Genomic DNA, 18270 nt, shown 5'->3' on the forward strand with positions numbered 1-18270 from the left:
ATCGCTATTCTAAACAATGGGAGATGGTAGGGAAAGTAACTGTTGGTGAATCTGCTCAATTAGGGCGAGGATTTGCTGATAATTTTGGTGCAATCCCTGATGATAGAGGTGATTTGCTCCTTGATTTAAATCCGCTAAAGCTGATTGATAATAACCCAATTGATGCCGCAGTAATCCCCTTCTAATATAAGCATCGGCATAAAAAGGATCAATGGCAATCGCTCGATTTAAATGGGCGATCGAGCGGTTGTATTCACCTAATTGGTGAGCGGTACAAGCTAGATTATAGTAGGCTGAGGCGTTATTTTTATTTAACCGGAGAGCTTGATTAAAATCCGCTTTGGCTGAGGTAAAATTGTGGAGGGCTAAATGAGATAAACCTCGATCATTATAAATAGTGGCTAAAGTGTCGGGTTGCTGGTTAGTAATTTGACGCAAGGATTGATTAAAATCGGCTAGGGCAAGGGGATAATTTTTCATAGCCGACTGAACTAAACCCCGATTATAGTAGGCTTGATAATAGGTGGGTTTTAGCCGGATAGTCTGGTTATAATCGGTCAGCGCCTGTGGATAATCTCCCAAACGATAAAAAGCTAAACCCCGATGGAAATAGGCTAGATAATTATCGGATTGCTGTTGTAAAGAGCGGGTGCAGTCTTGCCAAGCGTGGAGATAATCCTGTAAATAAATCTCAGTTAAACAGCGATTACTGTAGGCTAGGGCCAAGTTATTTTCCCGTTCGATCGACTGATTGAAATCCTGCAAAGCTTGCTGATAATTACCTGCCTCTAGTTGTTCAATTCCCGATCGCAACCAGTAGGATAAATGTACTGATTGAGCCGCTTTTCCCTGCCGAGGCCATCCCCCCAGCACAAGCGAGCAGAGCAGTGCAACCATAACCAATCCACCGAGGCGAGGAAGAAAATTTTTCAAAACCGTTGACATAGGAGTACCTTTGTGCATATACTCCCAATTCTGAGGAAACTTTCTCGATCGATCAACAGACAGCCTGTCAAATACAGTTATCAGTGATCAGTTATCAGTTATCAGATGTGAGTTTTCAGTTCACTGTTTACTGTTCACTGTTCACTGAAAATACACCCCACACCCCACAGCCTAGAACCGGTCTATGTCTCTAGAGGTCGGGGCTGCGATAAGCTGATAAAGGAACTCGTAGCTAACGCAGTTGACACCCGATAAATGATACAGGAGTTATCTATGGAAACTATTTTTATCCCCCACCTCCTCAAATCTCCTGATCGACAAAGAGTGATCATCATCGATAATTTTATCCCCGGTCTAGAAACCTTGACACCGGTGCGGGGGACCTTGCTGGTTAGACATGGGGGGAATTTTTTGGAAGTATCGGTGAAAGCAGAAACCATCGTCACCTTAACCTGCGATCGCTGTTTACAACAATATAATCATCGTCTGCAATTAAACACTTCCGAATTAATCTGGCTAGACAAAAATAAAGACTACGATAGCTCCTATCCTCTAGAGCGAGAAATAGCCTACGAAGACCTCTCGGAAACCCTCGATCCTAACGGGGATTTTGACCCGCAAATGTGGTTATACGAGCAGTTATGTCTAACTTTACCCCCCCGTCAACTCTGCGGAGCTAATTGTCAACCCCCCGATTTTGTCCTTCCAGAAAAGACTGCCATCGATGGTCGTTGGGCCTCCCTAGAATCCTTGAAAAGTCAGTTATCTCAATCGCAAAATTGAGCTTTGATGCTGATTTTTTTTCGGGTTTCGATCCCAGAGAAAAGCGATCAAAACCCGATTTTTTACTGGCCCCAAATCTTTTTCAGGACAGTTTCGGGGGTAATATCGGCGACTTTTCCCGTATTAGCCTCAATATATCGATGTAGCTCTCCCCCACTCGGTAAAACTCTCTTAGACAACGAAGGAACCAGCAGAGAGAGGGTATAGGTTCCCACGGCCACGGCTAACTGTAAAGGGACACTTTCGGTAGCTAATAATAAATTAGCACCGGCGATCATAGCCGCCATTTTACCGATATCGGCCGTTCTGGACACTTTTAAGTTATTATCCATGGCTTTGAGGGCTAAAACCCAAGCTTCATCCAGTTCTCCCTGGATAGCGACAATTGGTAAATCCGGTTGTTGATGGCGAATGCCTTGGATAATTTCTAGCCAACTCTCCAGGGGATAAAGCGTTTCCAGTCCTTGGCTGATGCTCAGATCGCTACCGCCGGCGTAGAGGAGAATATAGCCGCTATCCTTGATATTGAGGCGTTGCTGCTCCATTTCGGCCCAATCGATATCATCGCGATTCAAGGTTAGTTTTAAAGGTGGACAGGGTGCGGCAATCTTTAACCCTTTGACCAGTGCGTGATAATTATCCGCTAGATAGCCTTCCGTTGGCTGGGGTACTTGTTGCGATAAGAACCAGCTGCCATTATTTTCATAGCCTATACGGTTGGGAACACCATTTAACCAGAGTAAAAGATTGATAGCAGGACGATTGGTGAGACTAATGGCGATTTCGTACTCCCGGTCCCGAATTACTCCCAAAATATTTAAATAATCCGCTAATCCGTACTGATCTCGATAGTCAAATAAAAGCACTTCCCTAACCTGGGGACAGAGACGATAGGCAGCCTTTGCCCTAGGTTCGACCAAAACATCGATAGTACCTTGGGGATAAGTTTGCCGGAGAGTTTCTAGAGTGGGAAAAAACAGCAGTTGATTGCTAATTCCTCCCGGTACAAGGGTTAATATTCGCATTTTATCTGGATATACCTGAATCGATCAGCTTAATTTTAGCAGTGTCCCTCGTTATTCACTAAATCTGGGCAGCGATGTTTTTTCTCAACAGAATGCGATCGCAGATTCTCTTAACTATTACCCGAAGGATTAGAACCGTACATAGCATTTAAAACCAAAGCGGGGTCAACGTATTGATTGCCGTACATCAGTCCCCAGTGCAGGTGTGGTCCGGTGGTGCGTCCTGTCATTCCCACTCTAGCCATGCGGGCCCCTGCTGGTATATCCTGGCCGAGAGTAAGGACGATTCCTCCTTCCATGTCAATTAAAAAAGTACCACGGCTGTCGGATTGAACCGAACCCATGAGATGACAATAAATATGCGTCCATTGACCCGATTGCATCTTAATCATGGTGCCACAGCCTGTATTATCCGATAATTCGACGATTTTGCCAGTCCACCAATTGCGAATATAACTGCCCAAGGGTGCGGCCAGATCTAACCCGGCATGAAATTGTTGACTGCCATCCATGGGAGAGAAACGATAACCGAAACCGGAGGTGTAGGTTTGAAAGTTTTCCACGGGGAAGGAGGCCCCGGCCCAAGCATTTTGAGCTATGAGGGTGGGATTAGCTTTAACGGGGTGTAAACGGTCAAATCCTAGAGAAATTAACGTAACAAGACAGCTAATCGCTAAAAAACGCAGGAATTTAACAGGCAGATATTTGAGCATGAGACTTACTCCAGACACCACAATTAAATATACCGCTAATTTTACCGGCGGCTTTTAACCGATATTTTAGTTAAGTTTTGAGTTATTATTGAGCATTGGTTAGGGATTGACAACATTTCCCCTCGGGCTGCCGATTCTCCGACTCCCCCACTTAATTTTTACTTTTTACTGACTCGTACCATGTTAGACCTAAAGCAAATTAGAGAAAATCCAGAGGAAGTACAGAAACGCTTAGATAGTCGGGGAGGTAGTTATGATATTGCCCCTATTCTCCAGTTAAATCAACAACAGAAGGCTTTAGAGTTAGAACGCAGCAGTTTACAGGCCCGGGGTAACGAAATCGGTAAACTGGTAGGACAAAAAGTGAAAAGTGGCAGCGATGTCAACAGTCCCGAAATCTTGGTGCTGAAAACAGAAGGAAACGAGATTAAAAGTAAACTAGCTCAATTAGAACCGCAGGAAAAAGAGATTAAAGCGGCCATTGACCAAAAAATCTTAGATTTACCCAATTTACCCAGTGAAACCACTCCCATCGGTAAGGATGAACGGGAAAATGTCGAAGTCAGACGCTGGGGAGAGGAATATAAACCCACCAACCCGAATATTTTGCCTCACTGGGAAATTGGGGAAAAATTGGGCATTTTAGACTTTGAACGGGCAGTAAAAATCGCCCAGAGTCGTTTTGTTAATCTTATCGCCCTCGGGGCAGCCCTAGAAAGAGCTTTAATTAATTTTATGCTCGATCGCCATATTGTCGCCGGTTATACAGAAGTTTTACCGCCAATTTTAATTAATAGTGACTCCCTGCGCGGGACGGGACAACTGCCGAAATTTGCGGAAGAAAGCTTTAAATGTCGAGATGATGAGCTTTGGTTAGCACCAACGGCAGAAGTACCCGTAACTAACCTCTATCGCGATGAAATCCTCTCATCGGAGCAATTACCGATAAAACACTGTGCCTATACCCCTTGTTTTCGTCGAGAAGCGGGCAGCTATGGCAAAGATACGAGGGGCTTGATCCGTTTGCATCAATTTAATAAGGTGGAAATGGTCAAAATCGTCCATCCTGACGCTTCTGCTCAGGAACATGAAAGTTTAGTCGCTAATGCAGAGGCAATCCTGCAAGCTTTACAGTTGCCCTATCGGGTGATTGAATTGTGTAGCGGTGACTTGGGTTTTTCGGCAGCCAAATGTTATGACTTAGAAGTGTGGCTACCTTCGGCTAATACCTATCGGGAAATTTCCAGTTGTTCTAATTTTAGAGACTTTCAGGCACGACGGGCAAATATTCGCTTTAAAGAAAAAGGGCAAAAAGGCACTAATTTTGTCCACACCCTCAACGGTTCGGGATTAGCGATCGGTCGTACTATGGCCGCTGTCCTAGAAAATTATCAACAGGCGGACGGGACAGTAAAAGTGCCGGAAGTGCTGCAACCCTATCTAAAACGGGAAGTTATTTGTTAAATTTTCTAAAAATGCTTGACAAAATACTTGTATAGTGCATTTGAAAAAGTTGCTCTTAACCCCACTCTAGAATTGCCTGTTTTAAGGCTCCTTCGGGCAAATTGGCGGGATCAAAAGACTCACCCGCTTCTATTCTGGCTAAAGCTTCAAAAAAAGCTCTCACACCACTGGCTGGTCCCGATGGGTGATCCATAATTCCGGTTCCCGCATTGAGGATAACATTACGTCCGTAATCCCCAAGGACCTGGGGAACAATACCGGGACGAATACCGGCCGAGGGAACCGGAAAAACGTTTCTATCGCGCAAAATATCGCGAATTTTGCCCTCCTCCTGGGGATCGAAGGGTAAACTACCGTAAGCGGCGGGATATAGCACCGCATCGGCTCCTGCGTGGGCCATCATCGTCCCCAAAACCACAGAATAGGCTAATCCCGTATCGCTACCGGCACACATCGCTCCAGCAAAGGCAGGATGGGCGAAAATGGGAACATCGATCGCCGGATCACTGGCTAAAGCTTCTAAAACGGAAAAACCGTAGGTAAGAACGTTTAATAACAGGGCATTAGCCCCATGTTTCACCAATAAACGGGCTTTTCTCTGCAATTCGTCCGCTTTTCCGGTGACATTAACCGCATAGAGAACATTTCTACCGGTTTGCTGCCGCACTTCCTCCAAAACTCGGCGACAACAATCTAGGCGCTCGTGGGTGGGAGCTACGGGAAGATCCGCCATGATTTCATCATCTTTAATCACGTCTAAGCCAGCGAAAGCCACTTCTCGCAGGATATCGGCGTGATCTTGGGCCGATAGTCCTAAAGCGGGTTTAAAAATTGCCATAACTAGAGGTCGATCATAAACCCCCAAACGTTGCCTAATTCCTGTGATTCCTAACTTGGCTTTTGTGCCGTAGCTTTCGGGGAGATACACCCCCACCACTTTTCCTGCTCCAGCCATGGAATATTTGCCGAAAATCATGGTTAAAAGACTGGCGATGTCATTTTCAACGTTTATCTGGGGAAAACGCACCCTAGCCACCTTATAACCGTCTGCTTCCTCCCTGATCCCCACCACTTCCGCTAGGTGTTGTTGCAGCTGCTTTTGACGATGACTGTGGCGCTCGCTCCAAGTGCCGGCGGTTTGACCGATAGCGATCGTTTTTGCCTGTTTTTCGGCATTAATAGCGGGAGGAAAGCGATAATCGACAATTATAGTCATAAAAGGTAAAAAAAGGGAGTGGGAATTATAAATTATAAATTATGAATTGGGGAAGAGGGGAGGTGGGGAGCCTTTTTTCAGTAAACAGTAATCAGTGAAATGAAAACTCACATCTGATAACTGATAACTGATAACTGATTACTGATTACTGATGGCTTCGATCGGTTTTCTCAGCTATTGACAAGGGTTCCCCTAAAAGCCTACAAGTATTTTGGATAGGTATGGCCATTGAGGAACCGACCAAAATATGAAAATAAAGACAAGATTACGCGAATGGGGCAAATTTTTCTTAAAAAGCGGTGCTAGTATTGCCTTGGCACTACTTTTAATCTTAAGTCTGTTCACGGTTAAGGGCACTACTCCTGCTTTAGCTGTGCTTGCTCAGGGTGACGCGGTAACGGATCCCACTGCTATTTTACGCAATGCCTTACCTATAGATAATAAACCAATTCGTCAAGTGCAACAATCGATCGAAGATATTGCCAAACATCTGCGGGCCAAGCGTTGGAGTCCGATTAAAAAAGATGTCAAGGATGCCAATTATGCCCTTTCTACCAAAAGCAAGGCTATCTTAGATAGTGTTCCCGAAGCAAGTAAAAGCCAAGGGGAGGAATTAATCGAAAAACTGAAAACGGGAGTGGCAGCCCTCGATACGGCCGTAGAAGCAAAGGATAAAGAGGCAGTTTGGTCAACCAGACGAGAATTGCTCAATAATATCACCGCTTTAGAAGAATTAATGGTGGTGGGTTTTCCCTTTAACGTTCCCCCGGAATACGCTAACTTGCCGCAATTGCGAGGACGTGCCACCGTAGAGATGCAGACCACCAAAGGAGATTTAACCATCGTTGTGGATGGTTACAGCGCTCCGATTAATGGGGGTAACTTTCTGGATTTAGTCCAACGGGGTTTTTATGACGGTTTACCCTTCATTCGCAGCGAAGATAATTTCGTTGTCCAAACCGGGGATCCCGTCGGTGCAGAAGAGGGATTTATTGACCCGAAAACTAAGCAATATCGCTCTATTCCCTTAGAAATTTTGATTAAAGGGGAAGAAGAGCCAGTTTATGGCAATACTCTCGAAGAATTAGGGATTTACTTACCCAGTCTCGCCTTGCCTTTTAACGCTTTTGGTGCCTTGGCCCTAGCGCGTCCGGATACCAATCCTAACGGAGGTTCCTCGCAATTCTTTTTCTTTAAATTCGATAATGAATTAACTCCTCCGGGGTTTAATCTCATGGATGGTCGTTATTCGGTTTTCGGCTATTTAGTCGAGGGAAAAGAGGTGTTAGAAGAACTTACCGATAAGGACAAGATTATCACCGCTAAAGTGGTTTATGGCTTAAATAATCTCGTCCAACCTAGCTAGGTTGGCGTTTTTAACTAGGTTTTGTCAAGGCAAAAAATTAGTCAACATAGGGGAAGCAGCTCAGATTCTGGGCGCTTCCCCCGATACCCCTAGGATCGTTTCATTCTCTCATCGGAATAAATATCTGAAAGTTTTTCAAAACGTCGTGCTTTGTAGGTTGATTCATAAATCAACCTACTATGAATCAACCCTTGATAAGGGGGGTACCTGACAACTTTTAACACCTACCTACTTAAGATTATTAATTCCGCAATCTATCGCCCTGATTATTATTGCTTTGATAGGGGCAAAAGTTATTTAATTAACATCAGTTTTATCTAAGTTCCCCTTTCCCTTAATCCTCGTTCATATCCCCAATCAGTAACGCCTAGGGAGAGTTTGCCGATAGCCAAGGGCTAAGAGATGACAGAGTTGGTGATATAGTAACTAAAGATCACATTTAAATCTAACCTTGCCATAGATGCACAAATCTCGAATCTGGCAACCCCAAAAATCTCCCGTCTCTAACATCAGTTTTAGCGATGAAATGAGGTAAGAATTTTGACCAAAATACTTAGCGATCGCATTGCCGTTTATCTGCTCATCGGTGGACTCCTGTTTAGAATCATCATCGCCCTGGGGCTTTATCCGGGGTACGATGAGGCCTATTATTACGTTTACAGCCATAATCTGGATTGGAGTTATTTCGATCATCCGCCAATAGTAGCGATTTCCACGGGTTTTGGGACTTGGATCACGGGATTAGTCAATCAATTTACCATTCGCTTCGGGACTCTCCTTTTCTATACTGGCAGCCTCTGCTTGCTATATCTGACAGCTTTAAAATTGTTCAGTCTGCCGGTCGCCAGAATGACTTTAGCGATCGCCACTCTCATCCCCATCTATGGGATTGTCTTCGGGATTCTCTCGCAGCCAGATAGTCCTTTAATCTTTTTTTGGTCATTAACAGTCTATTTAGCTGCCCAAGAATTCTGGCCAATTCGGGAAAAAAACTATCATCCTAGCTATCGTCTCGCTTATATTGGACTTGCCGTAGGATTGGCGGTTTTAAGTAAATATCACGGCTTTATTTTGGGCTTTGGTTTAGTTTTATTTTGTCTGACCACTCCCCGCTATTGGCCTGTATTTAGATCCCCTTGGTTGGGATTAGGATTTATTCTTTTTTTGATAACTTTATTGCCGATTATCTACTGGAATATTAACCATGATTGGATTTCCTTTCGCTTTCATTTAGAAGACCGTTTTTCTGGAGAACCCAAAACCTTTAATATTCTTGGTATTCTCTCGGTTATTGGCATTAGTATCGCCACGATGTTTCCTCCTTTTGGTCTGCCGATGTGGTGGGTGACATTTAAAAGCTTTGCTGAACAAATTCCTAACTTTCTCTCGAAAAAAAGATTTTTTCAGCGAGATGAAGAATCACTCAAAAAATGGTTAATTCTCTCGGTTTCTCTGCCTTTAATCCTGGGAATGCTTTATGTGGGTGCTTCCCATTATCTCGCCCCTAGTTGGATTTTACCCGGGTTCTGGTCCTGCACAATTTTATTAGGAGAAAAGGCCAATACTTGGCAGCAATCTTCTCGAATCTGGGTAAAAAGATGGTTATGGGGATCGGGAATTTTTATCGTTACTGTTTTATCTATAGCAATGCTTCACGTTACTTTTGGCACTTTCCAAAAACCTAGTCAATACGCAATTTTTGGGGGAATTATTGCCCCAGAACAGGACCCTTCTCGGGAAATTGTCGATATCGATCAACTGCGCCAAGGCTTTGCTAATTCGCCCGAATTATTAGCGCTCTTAAAAGATTCTAGCTTCGTTTTTACCCATAATTTTTATGTGACAGCATGGCTAGATATGGCTCTTTATCCCCTAGTTCCTATTCCCGTCACCTGTTTTAACAACGATCAAAGGGGTTATCAAATTTGGTTTAATCCTCAAGAATGGATCGGTAAAAATGGTTTATTAATTACTACAAATAGTTCTCTAGAAAGACCAGAAATAATCGATCGCTACCGTCCCTATTTCCAAGATATAACTAAAGTAGCTGTCATTCCGATCAAGCGCGGTGGTGTCGCCATCGAACAATTTCATGTTTACCAAGCTAAAGGACTAATTAAAACTTATCCTTAAAGCAGTTATCAGTTATTGGCGGATAGGGGATAGATAAAATAGTTCATAGATACTGATAATTTCTATCTCCTGAATTTTGTAAACTTTTTTACTTTTTACTTGGTAAATATGTCCATTCATCGAGTGCGTATTGCTAGAGATAAAGGGGAATTTGTCCAGTCCTTAGTTAATTTTAATCAGGGAATTGGTCCTTTTCAGACCTATGCTGATGTCATCGCTTTTGCGGCGGCTTTAGGGGTAAGATATCAAGAGAGGCTGGCGATAGAAAATGTAGCGAAGGAACCCTCACCTATTAACCTAGAAATTTTTATTTCTCGTGGCTACGATACCCTAATCAAATTATTGGCAGTCAATGAATTGCAAGACACAAAAATTCTTTCTCCCCACGGGGTAGATTCGGAAGCTTTGCGAGTGACAATTTTCGAGGAATATGCCAACGCCGGTTTAGCAAGATTAGAACGAGAATTGCGCGGTGCGGTGGATTATACTGAAAGATTATTGTTAATTATCAGTCAAGAACGTTTTCGAGAAATTACTGCCACAACGGAATTCGATTTAGGCAGATTTTTGTAGTAGAAATTCTAGTTAAGTACCTAAGTAAAATTAATTACACATCTCTAACCACCTCTTGCCTCTTGCCTCTTGCCTATCTTCACTAGGAAATTAATTTTGCACGACTACTTAGGGACTTGCATGGGAATAATATCCCAGCCAGAAAATCGCTCTGTGGAAGAATCAGACCAGCCAGATGACACATTATCAAAGCGCAAGTCCCTTAGCTGCGGGGGCTCTCGAAGACTCTCGCCCTACTTAGGGTGATCAGCAAACCTGATCGATCGGAGGGCGCAAGCTTTGCGCCCCTACAGTAACGGATTTTGTCCACAATGTAGGGGCGAACTGCGTTCGCCCAAAAGGTACATTATCAAAGCGCAAGTCCTTTATTACTGTAGTTTGGTATGGGCTTTTTTCTCATGGGTGCGTTCAAATTTTGTGCGGGTATAATTGGCGGCGATCGCTATTGCTAAAGCCAAAATTGCGAAAATAAGGGCAGTAATTTGATAGATAGACTGATTTGGGGATAAAATTGCCAGTAAAGCTAATAATATCCCCATTAAAATTGCGATTTGTTTAGTTTTTACCATGTTTTCATGGGCAGCGCTACAGGTGCGACAGTGGACAGTGTGACGAGAATAGCGATCGAGGGGTAAAGGATCGAATAAATCGATCGCCGTTGTCCGCTGGCTGGTGTAGCCTTGATAGTAGGGGAAAGAGTCCCCATAGCGATCGAACCATTGACGTAACTCAATCACCAAGGCATCGGAACTTTTTAAGGGCAAGTATAATTTTTGTAAACTATCTCTTGACTTTTCCACCATTTGCTGCTGACTTTGAATTAAAGGTAGATCATCTTCGAGGATGCGACTTTGACGCAGATGTTCCAACCAGCGCCAACGGTATTGACGGGAGTTAACGGCAAAATTTTGGTAACGTCGCACCAGTAAGCGAGAACGACCTTGACCCAGAGAAATCCCGTATAAAGCCAATCCAGCACACCAATGGGGATTAGGCAGAGAAAAACGATAATGAACGAGATTAGGGGCTATAAAATCCAGATATTTCCAGCTTTCTTGCGGATTGCGGCTATTGCGCCACTGACTGCGAATTCCCCGCGCCGAGATTTCGAGGATTTGGAAGGCTAAAGGTTGAGCATTTTCCCGTTTTGCCCCGAATTCGCTGCGATCATGGCTAATATTAACATGGGCGGGATCGAGGAGATTTTCGAGTAAATAGCCCTGTTCGTAGGGAAAATCAATGAGATAATCGGTATGGACACAATTGGGGTCTTCTAGGTCTTTGATGATAGGAATATCGCTTTCTTTCGCTGTTTCCTCTTCTCCTAACCAAACCCAGAGGACTCCCTGACGTTCCACCACCCCATAGGATTTAACCTTGGCATTGCGGGGAATCGGGGTATTAACTGGCAGTTGGGGAATATGGGAACATTTTCCATCCGTCTCGAACTGCCAACCATGGTACAAACATTCTAAACGCCCAGCGATCATCTGTCCTGTGGAGAGTTTCGCCAAGCGGTGGGGACAGCGATCAAGCAAACAGCCCCATTTTCCCTGCTGATCGCGAAATATTAGCAATGGTTGCCCATAAAGAGAGAAAGAGTAGGGATTTTTTTGCCAATCCTGCACAAATAACACAGGATACCAACAATTTTGGTAGTGAAAATAGTCATCCCTAGGCAGGGGTTGAGATTGATCAGTGCTTGTCATGGGGATGAGAGAGAAAAAATATTGATCATGATCATAATATCGGTGCGGCCAATTGATCTCTGTCTTCCTACTATCTTTTAATCAATCCGAAAGGGACTAGGAGAGGGTCGAAATTCCCGATAGGCGTTAATTGTAGCCAGAAAGTCGATTGTAAAGTCTTTTATTGATCTCGTATAGTAGCCAAATAATTAAAAAACAGACAGAGATGAATATCAAAGGTTTTTTAGTCAGTAAATTCTGCAAACTCCAGAATAGTTGCTGCGGTTGAGTGATTAGATACCAACTATTCAGCCGGAGAAAACGCCCCAGATAGATACCGATCGCACTTAAAAAATGGAGAGTTATTTCTAGGGGGAAAACTGCTGAATTTAGCTGACTTTGCTGACAATAACTTTTTAAATTAAGTAAGGAGATAACGTATAGCTGAAAGCCAAGGAAAATAAAGATACTATACTGGGGAATTAAAACTAAAAAAAATAAACTTTTGGCGTAATCCTGCTGAACATAAAAGATTAAATGAATGCTATCGGTGAGAATGTAGGGAGCATTGGGTAAAAAAAGCACAAAAACTAAGAGAATTAACCACCAGAGTAGGGAACGATCGAGGGTGATCCGAAATAGCCAAAAACTGAGGATAAAGGGGATAAAAGCCAGAAAAGAATTCCAGATAATCCTCCCGGTACTGAGGTTAAATAATTGCCAAGCATTATGCCACCAATCCCTAGTTAAAATCATCGTTAAATCTGCCCAAATCATCTCTTAAATACCAGTATCTTCTAGGGTTGATAAATATCCTAACCAATTTTTTAAAGATTCCGGGAAAGGGATTCTTTGTCTATGGGTGCGAGCGATGCACACATGGCGGGTTTTCGCTTTTCCGACCATGATTTCAGCCAAATAAATTTTATAATGCAATTCAAACTCGTTTTCGCTTAGGGATCGGACAGTGAAATTAATCTGTATTTGATCGCCACAAAAAAGAGGACGAAAAAACTGGATTTCCGCTTGAGTAATCGGTAGGGCAACCGGAGAATCTTTCAAAAAATCCTTGATATTGACGCCAAATTGTGCTAAAGAAAACTCGTAGGCTTCATGACAGATCGAGAGAAGATGAGCAAAGTAAACCACACCGGCCGCATCGGTATCGGCCAGATAAATTAGGCGCTCGTAGGACATAAAAAGCTTATTGTCTTTCCAGAAAGGTTAAACTATCTTGTAGTTGTCTTAACTCGTCCCGATGGGCTTTGACAGTTAATTCCGTTTGCTGAGATTTGCTTTCTACTTTAAAAGCCACTTCTTCTAAACGGCCGACTTTTTGCCAATAGAAAACACCCGCGAGGGGAGATAAACCCACAAGAGCAAAAATATAGGGATTAGTATCAGGAAATAACACCGATAACACCAGTGAGAAGCAAAATAAACCCAAGGCCGCCAAAATTGTCAAAAATATCGCTAGAAAGGGGCTAGGCGGCACAAAACCCTGTAATCTGACAATATTCTGTTCGGGTTCGATCGCCTTGACTTGATAGGAACGTCGGTCAAAATAGTCTCGCAGTTGTTCTAATAGTTGGTCGTCACTGGTACTGGTAAGATAGACACGCTGTTCGATACGCTCTTTGACGGAACCGCGAATAAAAAAGAATAATCCTACCATGAGCAGGAGAGTCAGAAAAAAAGTTGAGGAAAGAACGGGGGTATCCATGGCGGCAGTTAGGAGCAAAAAAACTTACAATTAATCCTAATTATCCTAACCTATCTTCTCCCCCGATTTAGAAGATAGACCCTAGGAGCAAAACCTCGATCGAGAATCAGAAAAATTTAACCCCAAGGCAGATTCATGGGCAACAATCTATTAACAGGATTAATCGAACCCTTACAGTATAGTTTCATGCAGAGATCCCTAATTGAAGCTATCATCGTCGGGATCATCTGTGCGGTGGTGGGAACCTACCTGATGGTACAACGTTTGGCCCTCTTGGGCGATGCCATCAGTCACTCGGTCTTACCCGGATTAGCGATCGCTTTTATTGGTAATTTTAATCTTCTTTTGGGTGCTTTACTAGCCTCAATGGTCAGTACCCTACTGATTAACTTAATCCGTAATCGTTCCCCAATCAAAGAAGATGCGGCCATGGGTATTGTTTTCTCGGCTTTTTTTGCTCTTGGCATCACCCTGATCACTCTCATCCAAAAAAACAACAAAATTGACCTTAATCACTTTCTCTTCGGCAATATTCTCGGTGTTACTGCTGCTGACATTCGCGATACCCTAATTATTGCCATTATCGTTTTATTAACCGTTTTGCTCCTGTATAAAGAACTATTATTCTACACTTTCGACAAAATCGGGGCGCAAGCGGCGGGTTTACCAGTAAATTTATTAGATTTAGGCTTAATGCTCCTGATTGGTTTGACAATCGTTGCTAGTCTCCAAGCGGTGGGAGTAATCCTCGTTTTGTCCCTTTTGATTACCCCCGCAGCCACTGCCTATCTTTTAGTTACCCGTCTTCATCAAGTCATGGGTTTAGGTGTGGGTGTGGGTATTATTTCTAGTATCAGTGGGATGTATTTAAGTTACTACTGGAATTTACCCTCTGGACCAGCGATCGTGCTTGTCGCTTTTACCCTATTTATGTTGGCCTTTTTATTCAGTCCCCGTCAAGGAATTTTCACTCATCCCGCTAGTCTAGGTGGTCAACTGTCTATCTGGGTAGAGATAAAAAATTTGTTGAGACGGCGTTAGTTTGGGGGATAAGGTGGGAGTGATCAAAAAAAGCCGACGGCCGAGATAACTGCCATAATTTGCTAGATTTTTCGAGGCTCTTACTCTGATATTGTGTTGATTTTATCGTTTCATATTGTACTTAAGCGACATACCAGACCACAGCATTAGGTTAATTCTTCCCCACAAGAATCTGATATTGGAAAATAGCCATTTGACCTCTTGTATTGGGTAGCTCTTGGATTGATTAGCCTGTACAGCTAGTCTCCGCTAATTTCTACCAATGTCTCACCAGCAGCTAAAAGTTCTAAAGCCCTGGGTAAAGTCTCACTCAAGATTTCACGCAACCGGGCATTAGAGGTATTGCCACAAGTCAGCCAAATAATTTGTGGGGGCGAACCAAGTCGCTCAACTAAATCTACAAAATCGCTGTCTTTGGTCATTAGGATAGCTCTTTGAGCTTTTGCAACCTGAAAGATTTCAGTATCTTCAGCATCTCTCAGTCCAAGATCACGCAAAGCCACAGCTTCAATCTCAAGTGTAGTGCTAATCCAGGTTGCAATTGCAGGAGACAAATGTGCGTCAACCCAAATTGTCATGCCAGTAAAACCGGGTGATTAAGCTTCCGCGAGGCATATAAAAGCGCTGCTTTCAAATCGTCTGCCTCAAGATCAGGCATTTCATCTAGAATTTCTCTCGCGCTTAAACCTGCCGCGAATAGATCTAACACATCTGACACCCGGATTCTCATTCCTCGAATACAGGCACGACCACCGCACTGCCGAGGATTAACTGTAATTCTTGAAAGCAATTCCGCCATTACAAGGTAGCTCTTACGATCTTTACCTTTATTGTGAACTAGAGTGCTAAAAGTTTCAACAAAATAGGGTAGGCATAGCCCACCCTGTCAATTATGAAAAATTTTGACATCCTCACCGCCGGGGCCGAACGATGATTCCTCACCACCTTTTTGGATATGATCAATTTATTCTCGCACCTCTAGAAGTTTAAGCCATGTCACTCGCTGAGTTAATTCCTCTGGTCAACAATCTGAGCCAGTCAGACAAATTATCACTCTTCAAACTCCTGGCCACACAAATCCCAGACGCTGAACTACAATTCATCTTCTCCGCATCAGAGTACCCAATTTGGTCGCCCTAGGACGCAACGGCAGCTGCAAACATTCTGATGCAGATGATTCAGGATGACCAAGGGGCATCTGCTCATGCCTAGTACAGTTGAGTTTCCCTTTTCTGAGGATAACGCATTACCGACCAGAACCTTGATCCCAAGCGGCGATCGCTCTGATAACATGAGCTACTTTATCATTCTGCCTCAAAATTGTTTTTTTATTGGTCGGCAATAATTGTCTTCTTTTTTTGATTTTGTACGGTAAGTTTGGAACAATCATATTTAAAAAGGCAGAAAATCTTCATCAAGAATTTGCTCCAGCGATAGTCCCCACTCTCAGGCTCAATGACAATAAACCAGTCATAATATTCCCCTGCTAATTGTGGATAAACGCGGTCAAAAATCTCTCGACAACGCCGAGCTAAAGCTTTATCCTCAGCCTCAATTTTCGCTATTTCTTCAGCAGAAAGGCGATGTTGATGAGGAAAAATCGAACTTCCCAGAGGAACTTTTCGAGAGGTCATTTGGCTCATTTTGGCTAATTTTTGCCCAGTGGTAACAAATTTAACTAGAGACAGAGAGAAGAAAAGAGCCTGTTGTGTTTCGGAAATGACTATCGTTCAGGAGAAGTCATTCTTTGATTATTCTAACGATTTCTGCATCTAGTCGGAGCCGTTTTTTTCAGGACAATCGCCACTCTCCACCCAGCCCAATATTGGGAGTAATAAGCTAAATCCCGTCATATAATTGGAAAGGAGAATGGCAACATTAGAGGCTGAGGCGAGGGGAAACAGATGAAGGGCGATCCGGCTGTATTGAAGAAAGTGTCTGTCAGTCTTCCTTTTGGTATTGGTTCGGCCGAATGGGAGGCAGATCCGACTGAGAGAAGGGCTGCATGGTCACTTTATGTGGAATTGGTGACGCGCATTGCTGTAGAGCCACTGGAGGGTGAAGAAGGGCTGCTGCGTGAGGCTTTAAACTCGCTGTATAGTTTATTTGGGACAACCCGCGAGATTCTCAAGGAAGCTGGTCCCGATGTGGGGGCTTCTCGCAATTCAGTGGGCGGTATTGCGATCGCTGTCCTGAATCGGGGTTTGCGCCGTTTTCTAGCCAAGTGGCATCCTCGCTTACAGGTTTGGGAAGCCAAGCGCCCTGCTGATGTCAGTCCCAAGGAATACGAGCAGCAATGGACAGAAGAACCTGAATTGCGAAGGGAGTTAGAGGCTCTCAGGCAGGATTTAAGTCGGTATGCACTGGCTCTAGCAGAGATTGCTGGGGTTGAAAATTAGGGGAGGAGGTTCTTTAAATGTCTCAGCAGTTTGATGTTTTCCTGGCTCATAATAGTGTGGATAAACCGCAAGTAAGGGTGATCGCTAAAAAACTGAGGGAACGAGGGTTAAAACCTTGGCTAGATGAGGAACAAATCCCACCAGGGATGTCATTTCAGGATGAAATTCAAAAAGCTATTCCCCTGATTAAATCGGCAGCTATTATTATTGGTACTAAGGGATTAGGAACGTGGCAGGTCATGGAACTGCGATCGCTTATTACTAAATTTGTTAATCAAAAAATTCCTGTTATTCCTGTTTTGTTACCAGGGGTTAATAATATTCCTAGTGATTTACTATTCCTACAAGAACTTAATTGGGTTAAGTTTGAGCAGATTGATGATGCTACGGCTTTTTATCGGCTACAGTGGGGCATTACCCAAGTTAAGCCAGAGTTACACCCCAAAACCGTACAATTGACCGCCGAGGAGTGGTTTAACAGTGCCTATAACAAAGGTGAATCAGGAGACTACCAAGGTGCGATCGCAGACTACAATCAAGCCATTAATATCAAACCTGACTATGCTCTTGCCTACTACAATCGCGGGAATGCCAAGTATAACTTAGGAGACTACCAAGGTGCGATCGCAGACTACAATCAAGCCATTAATATCAAACCCGACTATGCTGATGCCTACAACAATCGCGGGAATGCCAAGTATAACTTAGGAGACTACCAAGGTGCGATCGCAGACTACAATCAAGCCATTAATATCAAACCCGACTATGCTCTTGCCTACTACAATCGTGGGATTGCCAAGAAAAACTTAGGAGACTACCAAGGTGCGATCGCTGACTACAATCAAGCCATTAAAATCAAACCTGACTATGCTGATGCCTACTACAATCGCGGGATTGCCAAGTATAACTTAGGAGACAAGCAAGGTGCGATCGCAGACTACAATCAAGCGGCACAACTTTACGCGCAACAGAACAAGATGGTTGATTACCAAGATGCCCTTAATCAGGTGAAAAATCTTGAAAAAGGATTGTGAGGAAGGTTGTTCTCATAAAAAATGGTTGTTACTAAAATTAAAAAATCAAAATAAAGGACTGATGAATTAATCTATAATGCAAGAGACAGGAGCTATTAGCGGCAGGCTATTTAAACCATCTAAAGCGGGAGGTAAAATTCTTAAATTATCCTATCAAGAAATAAAAA

19 protein-coding genes are annotated in these 18270 nt (G+C 43.4%); 8 read left to right on the forward strand and 11 right to left on the reverse strand.

Annotation, left to right across the window (positions count from 1 at the left end; all coding sequences use genetic code 11):
* Positions 1–9: 9 nt before the first annotated feature.
* Entirely contained in the window at positions 10–963 is a 954-nt protein-coding gene (locus O9323_RS21560) for a tetratricopeptide repeat protein (RefSeq protein ID WP_288125735.1), read from the reverse strand.
* Positions 964–1218: 255 nt separating this feature from the next.
* On the opposite strand from O9323_RS21560, the gene O9323_RS21565 reads away from it, so the two are divergent.
* A complete protein-coding gene (locus O9323_RS21565; protein ID WP_288125736.1) occupies positions 1219–1728 on the forward strand; it encodes a YceD family protein in 510 nt (169 codons plus the stop codon).
* Positions 1729–1790: 62 nt separating this feature from the next.
* Here O9323_RS21565 and O9323_RS21570 read toward each other — a convergent pair whose 3' ends face one another.
* Both O9323_RS21570 and O9323_RS21575 read right to left on the reverse strand, forming a co-directional pair.
* Positions 1791–2753 carry a glycosyltransferase family 9 protein gene (locus O9323_RS21570; protein WP_149107894.1) on the reverse strand — a complete coding sequence of 321 codons (963 nt, stop codon included), beginning with the start codon at positions 2751–2753 and terminating at the stop codon, positions 1791–1793.
* A gap of 110 nt (positions 2754–2863) precedes the next feature.
* Positions 2864–3466, reverse strand: a complete 603-nt coding sequence (locus O9323_RS21575) for a M23 family metallopeptidase (protein ID WP_016515777.1) — start codon at positions 3464–3466, stop codon at positions 2864–2866.
* Between the two features lie 180 nt (positions 3467–3646).
* On the opposite strand from O9323_RS21575, the gene serS reads away from it, so the two are divergent.
* On the forward strand, positions 3647–4930 hold the full coding sequence (gene serS, locus O9323_RS21580; protein ID WP_193979096.1) for a serine--tRNA ligase: 1284 nt from the start codon (positions 3647–3649) through the stop codon (positions 4928–4930).
* A 55-nt stretch (positions 4931–4985) separates the two neighbouring features.
* On the opposite strand, the gene O9323_RS21585 is transcribed toward serS, so the two are convergent.
* On the reverse strand, positions 4986–6146 hold the full coding sequence (locus O9323_RS21585) for a 2,3-diketo-5-methylthiopentyl-1-phosphate enolase (RefSeq protein WP_002740716.1): 1161 nt from the start codon (positions 6144–6146) through the stop codon (positions 4986–4988).
* A gap of 247 nt (positions 6147–6393) precedes the next feature.
* Here O9323_RS21585 and O9323_RS21590 point away from each other — a divergent pair, with 247 nt between their 5' ends.
* The 3 genes from O9323_RS21590 to O9323_RS21600 all read left to right on the forward strand — a co-directional run bounded on the left by O9323_RS21590 (position 6394) and on the right by O9323_RS21600 (position 10218).
* Positions 6394–7512: a peptidylprolyl isomerase gene (locus tag O9323_RS21590; RefSeq protein WP_002735469.1), complete on the forward strand. Its 1119-nt coding sequence runs from the start codon at positions 6394–6396 to the stop codon at positions 7510–7512.
* A 540-nt stretch (positions 7513–8052) separates the two neighbouring features.
* On the forward strand, positions 8053–9645 hold the full coding sequence (locus O9323_RS21595) for an ArnT family glycosyltransferase (protein ID WP_002755571.1): 1593 nt from the start codon (positions 8053–8055) through the stop codon (positions 9643–9645).
* Positions 9646–9753: 108 nt separating this feature from the next.
* Entirely contained in the window at positions 9754–10218 is a 465-nt protein-coding gene (locus O9323_RS21600) for a DNA phosphorothioation-associated protein 4 (protein ID WP_002755569.1), read from the forward strand.
* Between the two features lie 368 nt (positions 10219–10586).
* Here O9323_RS21600 and O9323_RS21605 read toward each other — a convergent pair whose 3' ends face one another.
* The 4 genes from O9323_RS21605 to O9323_RS21620 form a co-directional block, all read right to left on the reverse strand.
* On the reverse strand, positions 10587–11927 hold the full coding sequence (locus O9323_RS21605; protein WP_288125737.1) for an aromatic ring-hydroxylating dioxygenase subunit alpha: 1341 nt from the start codon (positions 11925–11927) through the stop codon (positions 10587–10589).
* A 126-nt stretch (positions 11928–12053) separates the two neighbouring features.
* The gene (locus O9323_RS21610) at positions 12054–12683 is read right to left on the reverse strand and encodes a DUF1361 domain-containing protein (protein ID WP_288125738.1); all 630 of its coding nucleotides are present in this window, start codon (positions 12681–12683) and stop codon (positions 12054–12056) included.
* Positions 12684–12686: 3 nt separating this feature from the next.
* On the reverse strand, positions 12687–13103 hold the full coding sequence (locus tag O9323_RS21615; RefSeq protein ID WP_149107897.1) for an acyl-CoA thioesterase: 417 nt from the start codon (positions 13101–13103) through the stop codon (positions 12687–12689).
* Positions 13104–13110: 7 nt separating this feature from the next.
* The gene (locus tag O9323_RS21620; RefSeq protein ID WP_002734244.1) at positions 13111–13629 is read right to left on the reverse strand and encodes a cofactor assembly of complex C subunit B; all 519 of its coding nucleotides are present in this window, start codon (positions 13627–13629) and stop codon (positions 13111–13113) included.
* A 135-nt stretch (positions 13630–13764) separates the two neighbouring features.
* On the opposite strand from O9323_RS21620, the gene O9323_RS21625 reads away from it, so the two are divergent.
* A complete protein-coding gene (locus O9323_RS21625) occupies positions 13765–14670 on the forward strand; it encodes a metal ABC transporter permease (RefSeq protein ID WP_002755565.1) in 906 nt (301 codons plus the stop codon).
* Positions 14671–14909: 239 nt separating this feature from the next.
* On the opposite strand, the gene O9323_RS21630 is transcribed toward O9323_RS21625, so the two are convergent.
* The 3 genes from O9323_RS21630 to O9323_RS21640 all read right to left on the reverse strand — a co-directional run bounded on the left by O9323_RS21630 (position 14910) and on the right by O9323_RS21640 (position 16304).
* Positions 14910–15248 carry a DUF5615 family PIN-like protein gene (locus tag O9323_RS21630; RefSeq protein ID WP_002755563.1) on the reverse strand — a complete coding sequence of 113 codons (339 nt, stop codon included), beginning with the start codon at positions 15246–15248 and terminating at the stop codon, positions 14910–14912.
* Positions 15245–15469: a DUF433 domain-containing protein gene (locus O9323_RS21635; protein ID WP_002740734.1), complete on the reverse strand. Its 225-nt coding sequence runs from the start codon at positions 15467–15469 to the stop codon at positions 15245–15247. Before O9323_RS21635 ends, O9323_RS21630 begins: the two co-directional genes overlap by 4 nt.
* Before the next feature lie 529 nt (positions 15470–15998).
* Positions 15999–16304, reverse strand: coding sequence for a hypothetical protein (locus O9323_RS21640; protein WP_228051479.1), 306 nt, complete (start codon positions 16302–16304; stop codon positions 15999–16001).
* Positions 16305–16574: 270 nt separating this feature from the next.
* Here O9323_RS21640 and O9323_RS21645 point away from each other — a divergent pair, with 270 nt between their 5' ends.
* Together O9323_RS21645 and O9323_RS21650 are read left to right on the forward strand one after the other, a co-directional pair.
* Positions 16575–17069: a hypothetical protein gene (locus O9323_RS21645; protein WP_002792692.1), complete on the forward strand. Its 495-nt coding sequence runs from the start codon at positions 16575–16577 to the stop codon at positions 17067–17069.
* A gap of 17 nt (positions 17070–17086) precedes the next feature.
* Entirely contained in the window at positions 17087–18103 is a 1017-nt protein-coding gene (locus tag O9323_RS21650) for a toll/interleukin-1 receptor domain-containing protein (protein WP_288125739.1), read from the forward strand.
* Positions 18104–18270: the final 167 nt, after the last annotated feature.

Source organism: Microcystis sp. LE19-131.1A, assembly GCF_027532015.1.
Classification (GTDB): Bacteria; Cyanobacteriota; Cyanobacteriia; order Cyanobacteriales; family Microcystaceae; genus Microcystis; species Microcystis ichthyoblabe_A.

Coding starts and splice junctions, on each gene's coding strand:
- O9323_RS21560 (WP_288125735.1), bottom strand. CDS start 963: ATGCACAAAGGTACTCCTATGTCAACGGTTTTGAAAAATTTTCTTCCT.
- O9323_RS21565 (WP_288125736.1), top strand. CDS start 1,219: ATGGAAACTATTTTTATCCCCCACCTCCTCAAATCTCCTGATCGACAA.
- O9323_RS21570 (WP_149107894.1), bottom strand. CDS start 2,753: ATGCGAATATTAACCCTTGTACCGGGAGGAATTAGCAATCAACTGCTG.
- O9323_RS21575 (WP_016515777.1), bottom strand. CDS start 3,466: ATGCTCAAATATCTGCCTGTTAAATTCCTGCGTTTTTTAGCGATTAGC.
- serS (WP_193979096.1), top strand. CDS start 3,647: ATGTTAGACCTAAAGCAAATTAGAGAAAATCCAGAGGAAGTACAGAAA.
- O9323_RS21585 (WP_002740716.1), bottom strand. CDS start 6,146: ATGACTATAATTGTCGATTATCGCTTTCCTCCCGCTATTAATGCCGAA.
- O9323_RS21590 (WP_002735469.1), top strand. CDS start 6,394: ATGAAAATAAAGACAAGATTACGCGAATGGGGCAAATTTTTCTTAAAA.
- O9323_RS21600 (WP_002755569.1), top strand. CDS start 9,754: ATGTCCATTCATCGAGTGCGTATTGCTAGAGATAAAGGGGAATTTGTC.
- O9323_RS21605 (WP_288125737.1), bottom strand. CDS start 11,927: ATGACAAGCACTGATCAATCTCAACCCCTGCCTAGGGATGACTATTTT.
- O9323_RS21610 (WP_288125738.1), bottom strand. CDS start 12,683: ATGATTTGGGCAGATTTAACGATGATTTTAACTAGGGATTGGTGGCAT.
- O9323_RS21615 (WP_149107897.1), bottom strand. CDS start 13,103: ATGTCCTACGAGCGCCTAATTTATCTGGCCGATACCGATGCGGCCGGT.
- O9323_RS21620 (WP_002734244.1), bottom strand. CDS start 13,629: ATGGATACCCCCGTTCTTTCCTCAACTTTTTTTCTGACTCTCCTGCTC.
- O9323_RS21625 (WP_002755565.1), top strand. CDS start 13,765: ATGGGCAACAATCTATTAACAGGATTAATCGAACCCTTACAGTATAGT.
- O9323_RS21630 (WP_002755563.1), bottom strand. CDS start 15,248: ATGACAATTTGGGTTGACGCACATTTGTCTCCTGCAATTGCAACCTGG.
- O9323_RS21635 (WP_002740734.1), bottom strand. CDS start 15,469: ATGGCGGAATTGCTTTCAAGAATTACAGTTAATCCTCGGCAGTGCGGT.
- O9323_RS21640 (WP_228051479.1), bottom strand. CDS start 16,304: ATGACCTCTCGAAAAGTTCCTCTGGGAAGTTCGATTTTTCCTCATCAA.
- O9323_RS21645 (WP_002792692.1), top strand. CDS start 16,575: ATGAAGGGCGATCCGGCTGTATTGAAGAAAGTGTCTGTCAGTCTTCCT.
- O9323_RS21650 (WP_288125739.1), top strand. CDS start 17,087: ATGTCTCAGCAGTTTGATGTTTTCCTGGCTCATAATAGTGTGGATAAA.